This is a genomic window from Streptomyces sp. NPDC043746 (genome assembly GCF_056436485.1).
In genome coordinates this window covers 1-15,591 of sequence record NZ_JBWKCM010000014.1, presented here as the reverse complement: position 1 = coordinate 15,591, position 15,591 = coordinate 1, and the positions used below count along the sequence as shown (strand labels likewise).

Genomic DNA, 15,591 nt, shown 5'->3' with positions numbered 1-15,591 from the left:
CCGCAACGCATAAAATACGCGAAGTAATGACCCTCTTTCTATACCACCCCCCCCCCCTCCCCCCCCCCCCCCCCCCTTCCCCTCCCCCCCCCCCCCCCCCCCCCCGCCCCGCCCCCCCCCCCCCCCCCCCCCCCCCCCCCCCCCCCCCACTGCCGCCGACGGTCGCCACGGCCGCGTTCGATCCGCCGTTCGCGAAGGAGCCGTTGTCCGCGAGGGCCACGCCGCCGCAGAGGGCGACGGCCAGGGGCAGGTCGGCGACCGCGGCGAGAACACGAGCGGTACGGATGCTTGCCCATGTGAGTTCCTCCAGGAACCGGAAGCCCGGCTTCATAGGGTTCGTGCGCTTGAGGCGCCGCACGTGCTCGACGCACGCCGTACGCGGCTCTTTCCAGGGCAGTCGGCCAACCGCTCCGGCGCTGGTCACGACGTCGCGAGAGCAGAGTTGCCCAGCACATCCCCGGCGAACCATGGTGCACCGCCCGATTCCCCCGCACGTATGAGGAAGAGGCGATAAACCTCCCGCGGAACAGAGGAACACCAGGCCCCACGACGCCTCCGCCCCACCCGCGCCCCGCAAGGGCAGAAAGGTTCCCCCACCAGCTCCCGCCGCCCCTCCCTCCGGCCGCCCCCACTTCCCTAACTCGAACGCATGTACGAAACTGAACCCATGGCCACCATCGACCGGCAGACCACCGCCCTGGCCCTCGCCCACGCCCTCGCCGCCGCCGGGCGCGGGCTCCCCGTCTTCCCCCTGTCCGCCACCAAGCTCCCCGCCCTGCGCTCGCCCCACCACGGAGAGCAGCCTCCGGTCCACTGCCGGGGCGAGTGCGGACTGCCCGGACACGGCGTGCACGACGCCACCACAGACCCCGCGGCCGTCCGCGCCCTCTTCGCCGCCGCGCCGCGGGCCACCGGCTACGGCATCGCCTGCGGCCGCGCCCCGCACCGGCTCATCGGCATCGACCTGGACATCGACACGGCGTACGGCAACGACTCGGTGGGCGCTCTTCAGCAACTGGCGCTCCAGCACCTGTTCACGATCCCGCCGACGGTCACGGTGCTCACCCCGAGCGGCGGCCGCCACCTCTGGCTCACCGGCCCCGCCGACACCACGGTCCCCAACTCGGCCGGCCGCCTCGCCCCCGGCATCGACGTCCGGGGCAGCGGCGGCTACCTGGTCGGCCCCGGCTCGGTCACCACCCACGGCCGCTACCGCCTGGCCCCCGGCACCGCCCACCTCACCCCGGCACCCTGCCCCCGCGCCCTCCTCCGCCTCCTCACGCCACCGAGACGCACCCCGGGCACACCCGGCTCTCCCCACAAGGAGACGCCTCCGGGCCGCCGGGGCGAGGGCTTGATCGACTTCGTCCTGGCGGCCCACGAGGGCCAGCGCAACACCCGCCTGTTCTGGGCCGCCTGCCGAGCCTACGAACACGGCTTCGGCGACGCCCTGGCCGACGCCCTCACCACCGCCGCCATCCGCACCGGCCTCACGGAACAGGAGGCCCGTGCGGCGATCGCCTCGGCGGAACGGCTGACCCGGGGACGGGGACGGCCGATCCCGGAATGACGGGCCCCCGGCCGAGACGGAGCGGAGACGACAGGGCCACGGGCACCCCAGGACGTCAGGACCTCGGGGCCCCGCCCAGCCCTCCCACCCCCCACCACCCCGCCACCCCCAGTCCCCGCCCTGGTAGAAACCACCCATGACCCACAGGTTCACGGCACGCTCGGTGTGCGGACTCGACGATCCCGAGCTGGACGACTGCGTGCTGGCCGGACTGGCCGAGTCGGACGACGAGGGCGCCTTCTCCCTGACGTTCATGTGCGACTTCGCCGAACCCGACGCCCAGGAGACCGCTCTCGGCTTCGACACCCACTGCCTGGTCACCCCCGACCAGAACACGGCCTACGGCTGCGTACGCCGGGCGGAGCTGGACGGGGACGTCCTCCGCATCGCCCTGGACCCCGCGTCCCTCCCCGCGCTGCGCCTCTCCGACCCCCTGATCGAGATAACGCTCGCCGCACCGGCAGCCGACATCACCCGCATGCGCACGGCCCTCGCGCACATCCTCACCTACGGCCGCCCGGACGCCCGCCCCGTGGTGGAGAACCTGTGGGACACGGGACACCCCCGCGCCACGGGACACGCGTTCACGGGCGCACCCTTCGCGGTCGGCATGGGCGGTTGAGACTCAAGGCCTCCACCGAACACGGAACGGTTCACCCTCGACGAACCACAGGGCTCTCACTCGTCTGAACATGTGCAGGCCAGCAGCCGGATGGCCCGTGGCCCACGCCCGGCCCGCACGCCATGATCCAGAGCGGTACACGGCCGGGCCGAGGTGAGGCAGAACCGCATGACCAAGGGGTGCCCCGTTCTCGGGGCACCCCTTCCGACCAGCGCTGGAGCTGATCTGCTGCGGTGGGTGTGGGATTTGAACCCACGGTGACATCGCTGCCACGACGGTTTTCAAGACCGTTCCCTTAGGCCGCTCGGGCAACCCACCCCGCGTCGGCGGCCCCACGCCGTGACGGCCGATGGGCCGTCACGGCCCTGTGGGGCCGGGTTCGACGCTTGGGACAGCCTAGCCGGTCAGCTGTCGCCCTCGCGCTGGCCCAGGACCACTTCGGCCGTGGACGTCTTGCCGTCGCGCTCGTACGTCAAGGTCACCTTCTCGCCGGGCTTGCGGGTCCAGATCTCGCCGATCAGGGTGGGGCCGCTGTCGATCACGGTGTCGTCGAACTTGGTGATCACGTCGCCCGGCTTGAGGCCCGCCTTGGCCGCGGGGCCGTTCGGGGTGACGGAGGGGGTGCCTGCCGCGCCCTCGGGGGAGATGGCCGCGCCGCCGGTCTTCTCCTCCATGGAGACCGTCGCGCCGATCACCGGGTAGACCGGCTTGCCCGTCTTGATCAGCTGCTCGGCGACGTTCTTCGCCTGGTTGATCGGGATCGCGAAGCCGAGGCCGATCGAGCCGGCCTGGGACTGGCCGAGGCCGCCGCCCGTCGACTGGATCGCGGAGTTGATACCGATGACCGCCCCCGTGGCGTCGAGCAGCGGGCCGCCGGAGTTGCCCGGATTGATCGAGGCGTCCGTCTGGAGCGCGCTCATGTACGAGTTCTTGCTGCGGGAGCCGTCCCCGGAGGCGACCGGGCGGTTCTTCGCGCTGATGATGCCCGTCGTGACCGTGTTGGAGAGGCCGAAGGGCGCGCCGATCGCGATCGTCGAGTCCCCGACCGCCACGCTCTCGGAGTCACCGAGGGGGAGAGGCGTCAGATCCGACGGGGGGTTCTCGAGCTTCAGCACGGCCACGTCGTAGCCCTGGGCCCGGCCGACGACCTCGGCCGCGTACTTCTTACCGTCGAAGAACGTTGCCGACAGCTCGCCGGACTCCGCGGCGGAGGCCACCACGTGGTTGTTCGTGAGGATGTGGCCCTCCTTGTCGTAGACGAAGCCCGTGCCCGTGCCGCCCTCGCCGTCACCGCCCTGCGCGTCGATCGTGACCACACTGGGGAGCGCCTTCGCCGCGACCCCGGCCACGGTGCCCGCCGGGCGCTTGAGGTCCCTCGGGCTGTCCGAGGCCGAGACGGTGGTCGAACTGCCGGACGAGCCGTTGCCGTTGCGGTCGGCGGCCCAGAAGCCGAGTGCACCGCCGATCCCGCCCGCGACCAGGGCCGCCACCGCGACCGCCGCGACCAGCCCGCCCGCGCCCCGGCGCTTGCCGGTGCCGTGGGAGGGGTCGTGGCCGGGCTGCGGGGACGGGGTGCCCCAGACCGGGCCGCCGCCGTTTCCGTCGCCCACGCCGCCGGGCATGTGGGCCGCGCCGCCGCCCGCGTACGACGGGACCGTCGGCGGGGGCGGGGGCCAGGAGGCGGCGCCCGCGGGGGGCTCGGGCGCCGCCCCGTACGGGGAGTGCGGGGGCTGGTGGGGGTGCGGGGGCGTGTGGGGCTGGGGGGTGGGGGCCGTTGCCGTGTGGTCCTGGGCCGTGCCCTGGTGCGTGGGGGTGTGGCGCGGTGCGTCCGCGTGTGTCGGGGCGGCGGGCGGTGTTGCCTCCGTGGCGGCCGTGCTCTTGGACTCGTCCCGTACGCCGTCCGCCGCCGGGTCGGGAGTGGTGGCGGGCACGGGAGGTGCGGGCGGAACGGACGGCACGGCCGGTACCGCGTTGTCCTCGGTGCCCTCGTTCTCTGCGCTCACAGCTCTCTACTCCTCGGTTCCACTCGGCATCCAGTCGGCATTCGGCGAGAAATCCGCTGTGCACGTGTCTGCGGTCAGCTTTTCCCACGGCGCGTCTGGCCACTGTAAGCAGGACCTGTGCATCCGCACAGCAATCTTTACATCAGGCAAAACGGACCTCCAGAGCGACATGTGCTCACCCGCCCCCGTGGCGGTGGCACCATGGCGCGCGTGACCCAAGCACGGCAGCGCAGCAGCCACACCTCGATCCAGGTCGTCGCCCACCGCGGGGCCTCCGACGACGCCCCCGAACACACCCTGGCCGCCTATCGCAAGGCGATCGAGGACGGGGCCGACGCCCTGGAGTGCGACGTCCGGCTGACCGCCGACGGCCACCTCGTCTGCGTGCACGACCGCCGGGTGAACCGGACGTCGAACGGGCGCGGCGCCGTCTCCGCCCTGGAGCTGGCCGACCTCGCCGCCCTCGACTTCGGTTCCTGGAAGGACCGCGAGGAGTCGCCCGACTGGGATCCGGCGCCGGGTGAGCTGACCTCCGTACTCACCCTGGAACGGCTCCTGGAGCTGTTCACCGAGGTACGAGCCACCGGGCGCCCGCTCCAGCTGGCCATCGAGACGAAGCACCCCACCCGTTGGGCCGGACAGGTCGAGGAGCGGCTCCTGCACCTGCTGAACCGCTTCGGCCTGACCGAGCCGTCGGCCGACGAGCCCTCCCCCATCCGCATCATGAGCTTCTCCGGCCGCTCCCTGCACCGCGTCCAGGCCGCCGCGCCCGCGCTGCCCACGGTCTACCTGATGCAGTTCGTCTCGCCCCGGCTGCGCGACGGCCGGCTGCCCGCCGGATCCCGGATCGCCGGGCCCGGCATGCGGATCGTGCGCAACCACCCCGGATACATCGAACGGCTCCACCGGGCGGGCCACCGGATCCATGTGTGGACCGTGAACGAGCCCGCCGACGTGGAGCTGTGCGCCGAACTCGGTGTCGAGGCGATCATCACCAACCGCCCCAAGCAGGTTCTGTCCCAACTGGGCCGCATTTAGCACACAACAGGCACGCAAAGCACCCCCGTACCACCCCGGCGGGGAGTACACCGGCGCACTCATCGAGCGTTTCTTCGTGACGAGTGCGTCGCCGACAGCCCCTTGGCCGGTTTCCGGTGCAGCTCAGTGGGGCATCCAACCCGTGGCGTGGGGCAAAGGAGGTCTCGGGGGTGGCGTTGGTGGTGGCACAAGAGGTGCCTGCGTCGTCGAGCATGGCCGTTCCCCATGGCCCTGCGGGCGTGGGGCAGGCACGGCACCGGATGCGTGAGGAATTGCGCGGCAACGGGGTGTCGGACGCGGTCGTGGACGACGCCGTTCTCATCCTCTCCGAACTGCTCAGCAACGCCTGTCGGCACGGCAGGCCGCTGGGGCGGCACTCGGACGTCGGTGACGGCGACATCCGGGCCGCGTGGCATGTGGACACGGGCGGCGGCCTCACGGTGGAGGTCACGGACGGCGGCGGGCCCACCCGCCCGGTTCCGGCCACCCCTTCGGTGACGGCACGCGGCGGGCGCGGGCTCAACATCATCAGCGCCCTGGCCCAGGAGTGGGGTGTACGGGACGACTCGTCGGGCGAGGTCACGGTCTGGGCCCACGTCCCCTCTCCGAAGCCGCCCGAAATCGGCGCGGTCGGCGGACTCACCGGGTTCGAGGGGCTCGACTTCTCCGACGTCCTCGACGACGCGAGCTGAGCGTCCTCGACGGTGTGGGCCCAAGCCGCCGACCCCGAGCGAGCAACGAGCGAGCAACGGCAAGCGACGACGAGCGACAAGCGACGAGCGACAAGCGACAAGCGACGCGGAACGACAGGGGTAGCCGCGGGCGCGCGTACGGCCACGGAGACGCACGCGCATGTACGGGGGCGGAGTCACGGCCCGCGTGTACGGCGACCGGGTCGCGGGCGGCTAGGCTCGCGCCGAGACCGCACTGTCGCAACCGGGAGAACGCCCACCATGGCCAAGAAGCGCCCTCAGACCAAGGCCGGGAAGCAGCAGCTCAAGGACGGTGAGATCCCGGTCGTCGGAGCCCGCGAGCCCTGCCCGTGCGGTTCGGGCCGTCGTTACAAGGCGTGTCACGGGCGCGCCGCCGCCCAGGCCGTGACCGAGCTGGTCCACCGCCCCTTCGAGGGACTGGCCGGCGAGTGCGACTGGGTCGCGCTGCGCGAGCTGGTGCCCGCCGCCACCGTCGGGCTGGCGCTGAAGGGCGGGCTGCCCGAGGGCGTTCCGTCGGTGACCCTCGCGACCGTGCTGCCGATGGCGTGGCCGGCCCTGCGCCGCGACGACGGCTCCGTCCTGCTGGCCCTCCAGAACGACACCTCCTCCGGCGACCTGAGCCGCGACCTCGCGGACACCCTCCAGCGCGCGCTGGAGGTCGAGCCGGGCACCCCCGTCACCGCCCGCCGCGTACCGGCCGAGGGGCCGCGCCTGCAGGATGTCCTCGACCCGCAGGCCGCGTTCGAGCCGGTCGTCCACACCGGGTTCGAGTTCTGGGTCCCCGACGCGGAGAACGCGACCCCCGAGGTGTCCGCCTCCCTGGAGCGCGCGAACGCCGCCGCGATCCCGACGGTGCTCCTCTCCGGCGTCGACGCCGCGTACTGGTGCGAGACCCCGGAGAAGAACCACCTGCGCTGGGTCATGCCGCACCCCGAGGAGCAGCTCCTCGACGCGCTCGCCCGGCTGCACGCCGCCGGCACCTCCTCGCTCGGCGAGGGCACCCGGCTCGTCGGCTCGTTCCGGGCGCACGGGCTGGTCGTCCCTGTCTGGGACCTGCCGACCTCGATGGGCGCCGAGGCGTGCGAGAAGCCGGCCGCCGCGTTCGCCGAGCGGCTGGCGACGGCGCTCGCCTCCGACGCCCCGCTCACCGCCGAGGAGCGGCGTGCCCGCGGCGGCCTCACCAACCGCCAGGTGACGCTCAGCTGACCCTGCGGGGCCCCTGCCCGGCATGGTGACTCGCATCACAACTCGCCGTACTCACAAGTAAATCGCCGTCCCCACAGGCGAGATCGAATTTGCGAACGGCAGATCTCTTGTTACGGTTCTAGAAGCCCGGTCGCTGGTGCATCCCCCGTCGCCAGCGACCGGGCGTCTTCGTCTCCGGGTGTCCGCGCCCCGCCCCCGCTCGCCCGAGGCGCGCACCCGATGCGCCCGCTCAGCCCGACGCGCCCGCTCAGCCCGATGCCGCCGGGGTCGGCGCCCGGTCGGATCCGGCGCGCAGCAGCAGCGGTGCCTCCTCCACCGGGCCCGCGCCCGCGTACTCCGCCACCGCCGCGTAGGCACCCGGCCCGCCCGCCGAGGGGCTCCGCGGGGTCTCGCAGCTGCCCGGCTCGTCGTGGGCCGGGAGGGCGCAGTGCAGTTCCACGGTCCGCCCGCCCGGCCCCATCAGCGTGAGTACGGAACGGAGTTCGGCTCCGGAGGTGTTGCGGTAGTAGGCACGCCCCCAGGTCTCGCCGCCCCCGGTCATGACACAGGTCTGCGCCTCGACCCCCTCCGGCGCGACCAGCTCGGGCCCGCACCGGGCCGCGTCACCATCCGGCGGTTCCGATGGCGAAGCGGAGAAAGAGGGTTCCGTCACCGCACCGGAATTCGCGTACACACCATCAGAAAGCTTTTCCGGGCGGATTTCTGATGAGCTGTCCGGAGAGTGGCCGTCTACGGATACGGCCTCCGTGGGTCCTCCCGGATCTGCGGAGGCAACGATCGGAATCAGGCACGCGAACGCCACGGCAGCCGTAAAACCGATCATGCGGAGATTCATGGTGGCCCCCTTGCCGGCTGCGGGCGAGTTTCCGAGAAACGCCGGCAACTCGGCTGACACGCGCACGCGCCCACGCGCGTATTCGAGGTCGACGATATCCACGCGGGGCGCGCGGCCGGGCCGTCCTGCGCCCGTTCACCACCGATACGGCCCGGCTCACACCCGTACGAGTGAGCCGGGCCGTACATCTGCCGCCGCGCGAGCCCACCGCCGACGCGCGAGCCACCCGGCGTACGCCGTCACACTCCGTCGTAGACCTGCCGCCGTGCACCGACAACGCGCGAGCCGTCCGCGCGCGCCGTCAGCAGGCAAGCCGTCAGTACGCGAACCGGCAACGCGAGCCGTCAGTACGCGAGCCGGCTGCCGCCGTCCGGGGCGCTGGTGCTCGCCTCGACCAGGGCGTCCAGGACCGCCTCGACATCCGGGAGCCAGGGGACCGCCGCCTCCGCCCGTCCTCCGCCGCCCTTCGTGATCCGGCGGAGTACCGGCACCGAGGGGGCGGGGGCCGCCAGGGGCGCGGGGGGCCGCTCCCAGCGCACCTGGCCCGTGCCGATCTCGGAGGGGGGCAGGACGAGATAGCCGCCCTCCCCGTGGAACCGGAGCGAGCTGGGCACCCAGTCCTTGCTGTACAGCAGTTCGCCGAGCCGTTCCAGCGTGTACGGCGCCACCAGCAGCGACCACCGGGTGGGCGTCGCGACGACGGGGCCCAGCCGCATGCCCATCCGGTCCAGCACGACCAGCGCCCTCGCCCCGGCCAGTGCGGGCAGGCTCACGGCGCACGGCGCACGGCCGCCGGTCGCCAGGATCACCGGGGCGGTGGGGCGGCTGGTCCACCACCAGCGCACCATGCGCTCGTCCGTGGTGGCCGCCAGCAGTCCGGGGTCGAAGGGGTGCGCGCCGGGAACGGCGCAGTCGGGGTCGGGGCAGGCGCAGCCGAGACCGCGCAGGGCGGTCGGCGCGGTCCCGGCTCCGGGGAGCACGGGCCACCGCCATGCGGTGGCGAAGGTCAGGGCCGCTTCCAGCCGGGCGGCACCCTCCTTGCGCCGGAGCCGGAGCCTGCGTCGCCTTCCGAGGATCTCGCGCATGAGCGCTCGTTCCTTTCCGTTGAACGCCGAGTCCACATGACGCAGACGCGTGTGGGACATCGCGTGCACGTCTCTTCGCTGTGCGTACGTGCTCATGAGGTTCTGCGGTACGGGCGTGCCTTCGGTACCGAGCGTGAGCCGAGCCGAGCCGAGTGGAACCGATCCGAGTGGAACCGATCTGGGGTGGTGCCGAGCTGTGCGGAGCCGGGAGCGCCCGCCACGGGTGCCTCGTGCCTACCGGCCGGGCCCGGCCCCCGCCGCGTCGGGCGGAGGGCGTGACCGCCACTGTCGCGACCGTCACGGGTAAGGACGTTCCGGACCCGCTGTCAGGTTCCTGAGCGATCGCATCCGCCCCTGAGCGTCTGCCCCGGGCGTCGTCGATTACGTACCCAGCCTGCCCGGAATGACGCCCCGGGCATTTCACCCCGGCGGAACCCCTTGGTGAGCAGCCCCAGTCGACCGCAAATTGCCTCCGGAGGGTACATTTTTCGGCCAACTTGCCCAACACTGGAAGAGCACGGGAGAGCCCGAAAGAGGAGCCGATGCGGCGAGCCTCCAAGGGACAATGCTGGACATCGGGTTACTTGTGCGTGTACATGTGGATGCATTGATAGTGGCGCAGAATCACATGGGGGTTTGCGATGCTATTGGACGAATCGCACCGGCCCGAAAGCTGGCTGCCATGAGCGCCCCACACCTGCCGAAAGTGGCTGGAATCGATCCAGAAGTTCCGGTTTCAACGCAGACTGCCGCTCCTCTGAGGGAGATCCCGGCAGCGCCCGGAGCCTTCATCCAGGACCGCCTCGCGGGCTGGGTCTCGGACCTCACGACCCTGCACGAACTCACCGAGCGGCTGGCCTCCACCGCCACCCTCGACGCCGCCCTGAACGAGGTGCTGCACGCCGGAGCCGCCCTTCTCGGCGCCCGCCGCGGACTCCTCGTACTGGAACGCGCGGGCACCACAACCCCTTCCACCACCCTCGGTCTCGGGCTCGGCCCCGCCGACCTCGGACACCTGGAGACCGTGGAGCGCTCGGCCACCGCCCTGGGCCGCGTCCTCGACGGCCCCCCGGACACCGCCGACGCGAGGAACGGAATCGCCACCCCCGATCTGCTCGCTGACAAGGACCTCGACCCCCGCCACCGCGAGGTCGCCACCCGACTCGGGTACGCCGCCAGCTACGCCCTGCCCCTGGCCTCCGAAGCCGCGGGCCGACTCGGCGGCGCCGTCTGGCTCTACGACGAACCCGGCGAGCCCTCGGAGAAGCAGCGCCACCTCGTCGGTCTCTACGCGCGGTACGCCACCGAGCACCTGGCCCGCCTGACCGAGCTGGAGCGGGCCCGCGCCGACATCGCGACCGTCGCCGAGGAGCTGCTGCCCAGCCGACTGCCCCGCGTCCCCGGCGTCCAGCTGGCCGCCCGGCACCGGACCGGGCCCCGGCGCGGCGGCGACTGGTACGACGCGCTGCCGCTGCCCGACCACGCGCTCGGCCTCGCGGTCGGCTCCGTCGGCGGTTCGGGACCGAGCGCCATGGCCGCCATGGGCCGACTCCGCGCCGGGCTGCGGGCGTACGCCGTGATGGAGGGCGAGGACCCCGTCGCCGTACTCTCCGATCTGGAACTGCTGCTGCGGCTCACCGAGCCGGCGCGGACCGCCACCGCCCTCTTCGCCTACTGCGAGCCCGCCACCCGCAAGGTCGTGCTCGCCGGGGCCGGGCACACCCCGCCGCTGATCCTCGGGGACCGGCGCTGCGAGTACGTCGAGACCACGCTCTCCGCCCCGCTGGGGATGCTCGCCTGCTGGGAGGCGCCGAGCGTGGAGTTCTCCCCCGCACCGGGAGAAACGGTGCTGCTCTACACGGACGGGCTGCTCCGCCGCACCGGCGACGCCATGGACCGCGCCTTCGCCCGGCTGCACTCGGCGGCCGCGTCCGTGCCGAAGGCGGTCCGGCACGATCCCGCGGCCGTCGCGGACCACGTCCTGCACACGATGCTGCCCGACGGGCTCGACCGGAGCGACTCCACCGAGGACGTGGTCGTCCTCGCCGCGCACTTCGACTGAGACCCGCCGATCACCGGGCCGGGTAACAGGTCCTTCGGTCCTGGGCCCCCTTCCGTACGCCCGTACGATGGGGGGTGGTCCAGTGTCGTATCAAGGAGAGTCACATCGTGTCTGAGGAGCTCATCCCGGAGACCCCGGAGCAGGAGACCGAAGAGAACGAGGCCGCGGAGCCGATCAAGCAGCGGAAGAACGGCCTGTACCCGGGCGTCTCCGACGAGCTTGCCGAGAACATGAAATCGGGCTGGGCCGACACCGAGCTGCACGACCTCACCCCGATCCCCCAGGCCGAGCACACCGCCGCCCGCCGCGCCGCGCTCTCCGCGCGCTTCCCCGGCGAGCGCCTGGTCATCCCCGCGGGCAACCTGAAGACCCGCTCCAACGACACCGAGTACGCGTTCCGCGCCTCGACCGAGTACGCGTACCTCACCGGCGACCAGACCCAGGACGGCGTCCTCGTCCTGGAGCCGACCGGTGAGCAGGGCCACGAGGCCACCATCTACCTGCTGCCCCGCTCCAACCGGGAGAACGGCGAGTTCTGGCTGGACGGCCAGGGCGAGCTGTGGGTCGGCCGCCGCCACTCGCTCGCCGAGGCCGAGCAGCTGCTGGGCATCCCCGCGAAGGACGTCCGCGAGGTCGCCGCCGCCCTGGCCGAGGCCACCGGCCCGGTGCGCAACGTGCGCGGCCACGACGCCTCCATCGAGGCCGCCCTCGCCGACAAGGTGACCGCCGAGCGCGACGAGGAGCTGCGCGTCCACCTCTCCGAGGCCCGCCTCGTGAAGGACGCCTTCGAGATCTCCGAGCTGGAGAAGGCCTGCGACGCCACCGCGCGCGGCTTCGAGGACGTCGTCAAGAGCCTGGACAAGGCCGAGGCGACCAGCGAGCGCTTCATCGAGGGCACGTTCTTCCTGCGCGCCCGCATCGAGGGCAACGACATCGGTTACGGCTCGATCTGCGCCGCCGGACCGCACGCCACCACCCTGCACTGGGTCCGCAACGACGGCGCCGTACGCCCCGGCGAGCTGCTGCTCCTGGACGCCGGCGTCGAGACCAACGACCTCTACACCGCCGACGTGACGCGCACGCTGCCGATCAACGGCACGTTCTCCCCGCTCCAGCGCAAGATCTACGACGCGGTGTACGAGGCCCAGGAGGCGGGCATCGCCGCCGTGAAGCCCGGTGCCGCCTTCCGCGACTTCCACGACGCCTCGCAGCGCGTGCTCGCCGAGAAGCTCGTCGAGTGGGGGCTGCTCGGGGACCTGACCGTGGAGAAGGTCCTGGAGCTGGGCCTCCAGCGCCGCTGGACCCTGCACGGCACCGGCCACATGCTCGGCATGGACGTCCACGACTGCGCCGTCGCGCGGACCGAGGCGTACGTCGACGGCATCCTGGAGCCGGGCGTCTGCCTGACCGTGGAGCCGGGGCTGTACTTCCAGGCTGACGACCTGACCGTGCCGGAGGAGTACCGGGGCATCGGCGTCCGGATCGAGGACGACATCCTCGTCACCGAGGACGGCAACCGGAACCTGTCCGACAAGCTGCCCCGCCAGGCCGACGAGGTCGAGGCCTGGATGGCCCGGCTGAAGGGCTGACCCACCGCCGTAACGCGTACGGCCGACGCACACAGCGTCCCAGGGCGCGCCGCTCACACCATGAGCAGCGCGCCCTCCCGCCATTTCAGGACCTTGTCGAAGCTGACCACCGCGCCCCGGCCCGGCCGGTTGCCGAACTGGACATGGTCCGCGAGCTGCTCGATGAGGTCCAGCCCGCGGCCGCTCTCCGCGCCGCTGGGGACGGGCGCGGCGGGGGCGAGCGCGCGCCGGGCGGGGAAGCCCGGTCCTGAGTCGGCCACCTCGATACGGCACATCTCGCCGTCCAGATAGGCCGTGACCCGGTACTGCCCGGAGTCCACCGAGGTCCTTCCGGGGCGGGAGTGCGCCTGCTCGCCGTGCTCGTCGTGTTCTCCGTGCTCCACGGGGCCCGGCCGGTCGCCGCCGTGTTCGACGGCGTTGGCACAGGCTTCGCTGAGCGCGACCGACAGGTCGAAGCAGATGTCGGGATCGACCCCCGCGGTCTCCATGGTGCCGAGGAGAAAGCGGCGGGCGAGCGGAACGCTCGCAGCCTCGCGCCGCAAATGGAGTGACCACCAGATGCTCATGCTCCAGCCTCCCGGCCGCGGCTCGACGTATCGATACGTATTGCCGCGCATCGCCCCTCATAAGCACGGATCGGCTGTGAGAGCCCTCATTCGGCGGATGCGTGTATTCCACGCGCGGGTGTATGGCCGCTCCAGGGGAGAGGGAATCGGAGGCCGGGGCGGGCTCCGCGAGGGGGGCGTGGGCGGGTCGCACTCCCTTGTCTCCCCCGCCGCCCGCCGCGACAAGCGCTCTTGGGGGGACGGAAGCTGATGTTCCGGACCTGCCGTACCGCGCGGGGGCGCGCAGTGCGATGATGTTCCGGCCATGTCCACGCCTGTCGCACACGCCGGAGCCGGTCTGCGGCTCATGAGGGCCGCGGTGTTCACCGCGGTCTGCGTCGTGCTGGCCGCGGCGGGACACACCTTCGCCGCCGGGGCGCCGGTCCCCGCGTGGACCCTGCTCGCCGGCTTCCTCGGCGTCCTCGCCGTGGCCTCGGCCCTCGCCGGACGGGAACGTTCCCTTCGGTCGATCGCGGGTGCGTTGGCGGGCGGTCAGATCGTCCTGCACGTCCTGTTCACGTACGGCAGCCACGGCGGCGCGCAGGGCGTCGCCGCCGCAGCGCCCCCGGGCAGCGGCGAGAACCCCCTGATCCGCTTCGCCGCCGGGCTGGTGTGCGGGGCGGGCCCGGCCCAGCTCGACGCCACCGAGGCCCACCGCATCGTCACCACGGCGGGCATAGACCCCTCCACGGTCACGGCCGCGACGGTGCGGGGCCACGACCACCTCTCCTCGGCCGCCACCACGGCCGCCGCGGCCCCCGACGGCGGATCGGGCGTCGCGTCGGCGTACGCGACCGTCCTGACCCTGCTGCCGGCCCTGCCGATGTTCCTGGCCCACCTGCTCGCCGCGCTCGCCGCCGGCTGGCTGCTGCGCCGCGGCGAGGCCGCCCTCTTCCGGCTGGCCCGGCTCTCGGCGTACGGCGCACAGGAGCTGGCGGCGGCCACCCGGCTTCGCTCCCTGCGCGCCGCGCTCGCGCTCGTACGCGCCCTGCGCACCGGAGCACACGAGCAGCTCACGAACGGCCCGCGCACCCTGCGTACGGCCGACGACGACCCCGCGCCGGACACCGGGGACCCTCTGCACCACCTGGTGATCAGGCGCGGGCCTCCGGCCCCGTACGCCCTCGCAGCCTGACGCGACACCTTCGTCCGCCCGCAACGGATCAGCACCACCGGGACGGGCGCCTCCCCCTGTTTCCGGGCGGCTGCCCTGTTTCCGGACGGCTCTCCGTGGGCCGAACCGGATTCCTCCTGGACGGCCCCGCCCCGGGTCCTCCCCGGAGTGTCCCCCGGACCGGACGAGGTGTCGTGCCGCCGTCGCGCACCCGCGCGCCGGACCACGTGATTCCTCGTCCTCTGTGGAGTGATCCCTGCCATGAACGTCTCCCGTATCGCCCTCGCCGCCGGCGTCGCCGCGTCCACCGTCCTGCTGCTCGCCGGTCCCGCCGCCGCGCACGTCACCGTCCAGCCGCAGGGCGAGGCCGCCAAGGGCGGTTACGCCACCCTCAACTTCAAGGTCCCCAACGAGCGGGACCAGGCCTCCACCGTCAAGCTCGAAGTGAACTTCCCGGCCGAGCACCCGCTCTCCTCCGTCACCCCCGAGGCCGTTCCGGGCTGGAAGATCGAGATCACCAAGGGCAAGCTCGACAAGCCCCTGGAGGTGCACGGCCGGAAGATCACCGAGGCCGTCACCAAGGTGACCTGGACCGCCGACGGCTCCGAGATCGCACCCGGCTTCTTCCAGCAGTTCCCGGTCTCCGTCGGGCGGCTGCCCGAGAACGCCGACCAGCTGGTCTTCAAGGCCATCCAGACGTACGACAACAAGGAAGTCGTCCGCTGGATCGAGGAGCCCAAGGCCGGCGGCGAGGAGCCCGACAGCCCCGCCCCGGTCCTGGCGCTGTCCGCCGCCTCCGACGACCACCACGGCGGCGGCACGGCCGACGACACCAAGGCCGGTGACGACCACGCGGCCGATGACAAGGCCTCCGACAAGGCGGGGTCGGCCGAGGGCGACAAGAAGGAGACGCACGCCGCGTCCTCCTCGTCCAGCGACACCACGGCGCGCACCCTGGGCATCATCGGCATCGTCGTCGGCATCGCGGGCGTCGCGTTCGGCGTGCTCGCCGGCCGCCGCCGTTCGGCCTGATCCGGCCGGGGGGGGGGGGGGGGGGGGGGGGGGGGGGGGGGGGGGGGGGGGGGGGGGGGGGGGGGGGGGGGGGGGGGGCGGGAGCGGGGGGGAGGGGGGTCTGGGGGGGGACAGGAT

At 72.7% G+C, this 15,591-nt stretch carries 13 protein-coding genes, 1 tRNA gene and 1 pseudogene; 9 read left to right on the top strand and 6 right to left on the bottom strand.

Going from position 1 to position 15,591, the window contains the following annotated elements:
• Positions 1-85: 85 nt before the first annotated feature.
• Positions 86-331 (bottom strand): annotated as a pseudogene (locus AC0682_RS16920) (hypothetical protein); the annotation flags it as partial.
• Positions 332-667: 336 nt separating this feature from the next.
• On the opposite strand from AC0682_RS16920, the gene AC0682_RS16915 reads away from it, so the two are divergent.
• Positions 668-1,570: a bifunctional DNA primase/polymerase gene (locus AC0682_RS16915; protein ID WP_478533600.1), complete on the top strand. Its 903-nt coding sequence runs from the start codon at positions 668-670 to the stop codon at positions 1,568-1,570.
• A gap of 136 nt (positions 1,571-1,706) precedes the next feature.
• The gene (locus tag AC0682_RS16910; RefSeq protein ID WP_478533599.1) at positions 1,707-2,192 is read left to right on the top strand and encodes an Imm10 family immunity protein; all 486 of its coding nucleotides are present in this window, start codon (positions 1,707-1,709) and stop codon (positions 2,190-2,192) included.
• A 231-nt stretch (positions 2,193-2,423) separates the two neighbouring features.
• On the opposite strand, the gene AC0682_RS16905 is transcribed toward AC0682_RS16910, so the two are convergent.
• Positions 2,424-2,510, bottom strand: a tRNA-Ser gene (locus tag AC0682_RS16905).
• 86 nt (positions 2,511-2,596) lie between these two features.
• Positions 2,597-4,195, bottom strand: a complete 1,599-nt coding sequence (locus tag AC0682_RS16900; protein WP_478533598.1) for a S1C family serine protease — start codon at positions 4,193-4,195, stop codon at positions 2,597-2,599.
• 201 nt (positions 4,196-4,396) lie between these two features.
• Here AC0682_RS16900 and AC0682_RS16895 point away from each other — a divergent pair, with 201 nt between their 5' ends.
• From AC0682_RS16895 to AC0682_RS16885, 3 genes are all read left to right on the top strand, one after another.
• A complete protein-coding gene (locus tag AC0682_RS16895) occupies positions 4,397-5,233 on the top strand; it encodes a glycerophosphodiester phosphodiesterase (protein ID WP_478533597.1) in 837 nt (278 codons plus the stop codon).
• Between the two features lie 170 nt (positions 5,234-5,403).
• The gene (locus tag AC0682_RS16890) at positions 5,404-5,925 is read left to right on the top strand and encodes an ATP-binding protein (protein ID WP_478533595.1); all 522 of its coding nucleotides are present in this window, start codon (positions 5,404-5,406) and stop codon (positions 5,923-5,925) included.
• Positions 5,926-6,186: 261 nt separating this feature from the next.
• Positions 6,187-7,152, top strand: a complete 966-nt coding sequence (locus AC0682_RS16885) for a DUF5926 family protein (protein WP_478533594.1) — start codon at positions 6,187-6,189, stop codon at positions 7,150-7,152.
• Positions 7,153-7,399: 247 nt separating this feature from the next.
• Here the strand turns inward: AC0682_RS16885 and AC0682_RS16880 are convergent, their stop codons facing one another.
• Complete coding sequence (locus AC0682_RS16880; protein ID WP_478533592.1) at positions 7,400-7,693, bottom strand: hypothetical protein; 294 nt, start codon at positions 7,691-7,693, stop codon at positions 7,400-7,402.
• Positions 7,694-8,331: 638 nt separating this feature from the next.
• Positions 8,332-9,072, bottom strand: coding sequence for a bifunctional DNA primase/polymerase (locus AC0682_RS16875; RefSeq protein WP_478533590.1), 741 nt, complete (start codon positions 9,070-9,072; stop codon positions 8,332-8,334).
• Positions 9,073-9,637: 565 nt separating this feature from the next.
• On the opposite strand from AC0682_RS16875, the gene AC0682_RS16870 reads away from it, so the two are divergent.
• Together AC0682_RS16870 and AC0682_RS16865 are read left to right on the top strand one after the other, a co-directional pair.
• Positions 9,638-11,134: a PP2C family protein-serine/threonine phosphatase gene (locus AC0682_RS16870; protein WP_478533589.1), complete on the top strand. Its 1,497-nt coding sequence runs from the start codon at positions 9,638-9,640 to the stop codon at positions 11,132-11,134.
• Positions 11,135-11,241: 107 nt separating this feature from the next.
• On the top strand, positions 11,242-12,723 hold the full coding sequence (locus tag AC0682_RS16865) for an aminopeptidase P family protein (protein WP_478533587.1): 1,482 nt from the start codon (positions 11,242-11,244) through the stop codon (positions 12,721-12,723).
• Positions 12,724-12,776: 53 nt separating this feature from the next.
• Here AC0682_RS16865 and AC0682_RS16860 read toward each other — a convergent pair whose 3' ends face one another.
• Entirely contained in the window at positions 12,777-13,289 is a 513-nt protein-coding gene (locus tag AC0682_RS16860) for an ATP-binding protein (RefSeq protein WP_478533585.1), read from the bottom strand.
• A gap of 304 nt (positions 13,290-13,593) precedes the next feature.
• Between AC0682_RS16860 and AC0682_RS16855 the strand changes: the two genes are divergently transcribed.
• Together AC0682_RS16855 and AC0682_RS16850 are read left to right on the top strand one after the other, a co-directional pair.
• Complete coding sequence (locus AC0682_RS16855) at positions 13,594-14,463, top strand: hypothetical protein (RefSeq protein WP_478533583.1); 870 nt, start codon at positions 13,594-13,596, stop codon at positions 14,461-14,463.
• A 240-nt stretch (positions 14,464-14,703) separates the two neighbouring features.
• Positions 14,704-15,474, top strand: coding sequence for a YcnI family copper-binding membrane protein (locus tag AC0682_RS16850; protein WP_478533582.1), 771 nt, complete (start codon positions 14,704-14,706; stop codon positions 15,472-15,474).
• The last annotated feature ends 117 nt before the right edge of the window (positions 15,475-15,591 follow it).

Bases quoted from the DNA above. Each gene is read 5' to 3' on its own strand.
- AC0682_RS16915 (WP_478533600.1), top strand. From the start codon at position 668: ATGGCCACCATCGACCGGCAGACCACCGCCCTGGCCCTCGCCCACGCC.
- AC0682_RS16910 (WP_478533599.1), top strand. From the start codon at position 1,707: ATGACCCACAGGTTCACGGCACGCTCGGTGTGCGGACTCGACGATCCC.
- AC0682_RS16895 (WP_478533597.1), top strand. From the start codon at position 4,397: ATGGCGCGCGTGACCCAAGCACGGCAGCGCAGCAGCCACACCTCGATC.
- AC0682_RS16885 (WP_478533594.1), top strand. From the start codon at position 6,187: ATGGCCAAGAAGCGCCCTCAGACCAAGGCCGGGAAGCAGCAGCTCAAG.
- AC0682_RS16880 (WP_478533592.1), bottom strand. From the start codon at position 7,693: ATGACCGGGGGCGGCGAGACCTGGGGGCGTGCCTACTACCGCAACACC.
- AC0682_RS16875 (WP_478533590.1), bottom strand. From the start codon at position 9,072: ATGCGCGAGATCCTCGGAAGGCGACGCAGGCTCCGGCTCCGGCGCAAG.
- AC0682_RS16870 (WP_478533589.1), top strand. From the start codon at position 9,638: ATGCTGGACATCGGGTTACTTGTGCGTGTACATGTGGATGCATTGATA.
- AC0682_RS16860 (WP_478533585.1), bottom strand. From the start codon at position 13,289: ATGAGCATCTGGTGGTCACTCCATTTGCGGCGCGAGGCTGCGAGCGTT.
- AC0682_RS16855 (WP_478533583.1), top strand. From the start codon at position 13,594: ATGTCCACGCCTGTCGCACACGCCGGAGCCGGTCTGCGGCTCATGAGG.
- AC0682_RS16850 (WP_478533582.1), top strand. From the start codon at position 14,704: ATGAACGTCTCCCGTATCGCCCTCGCCGCCGGCGTCGCCGCGTCCACC.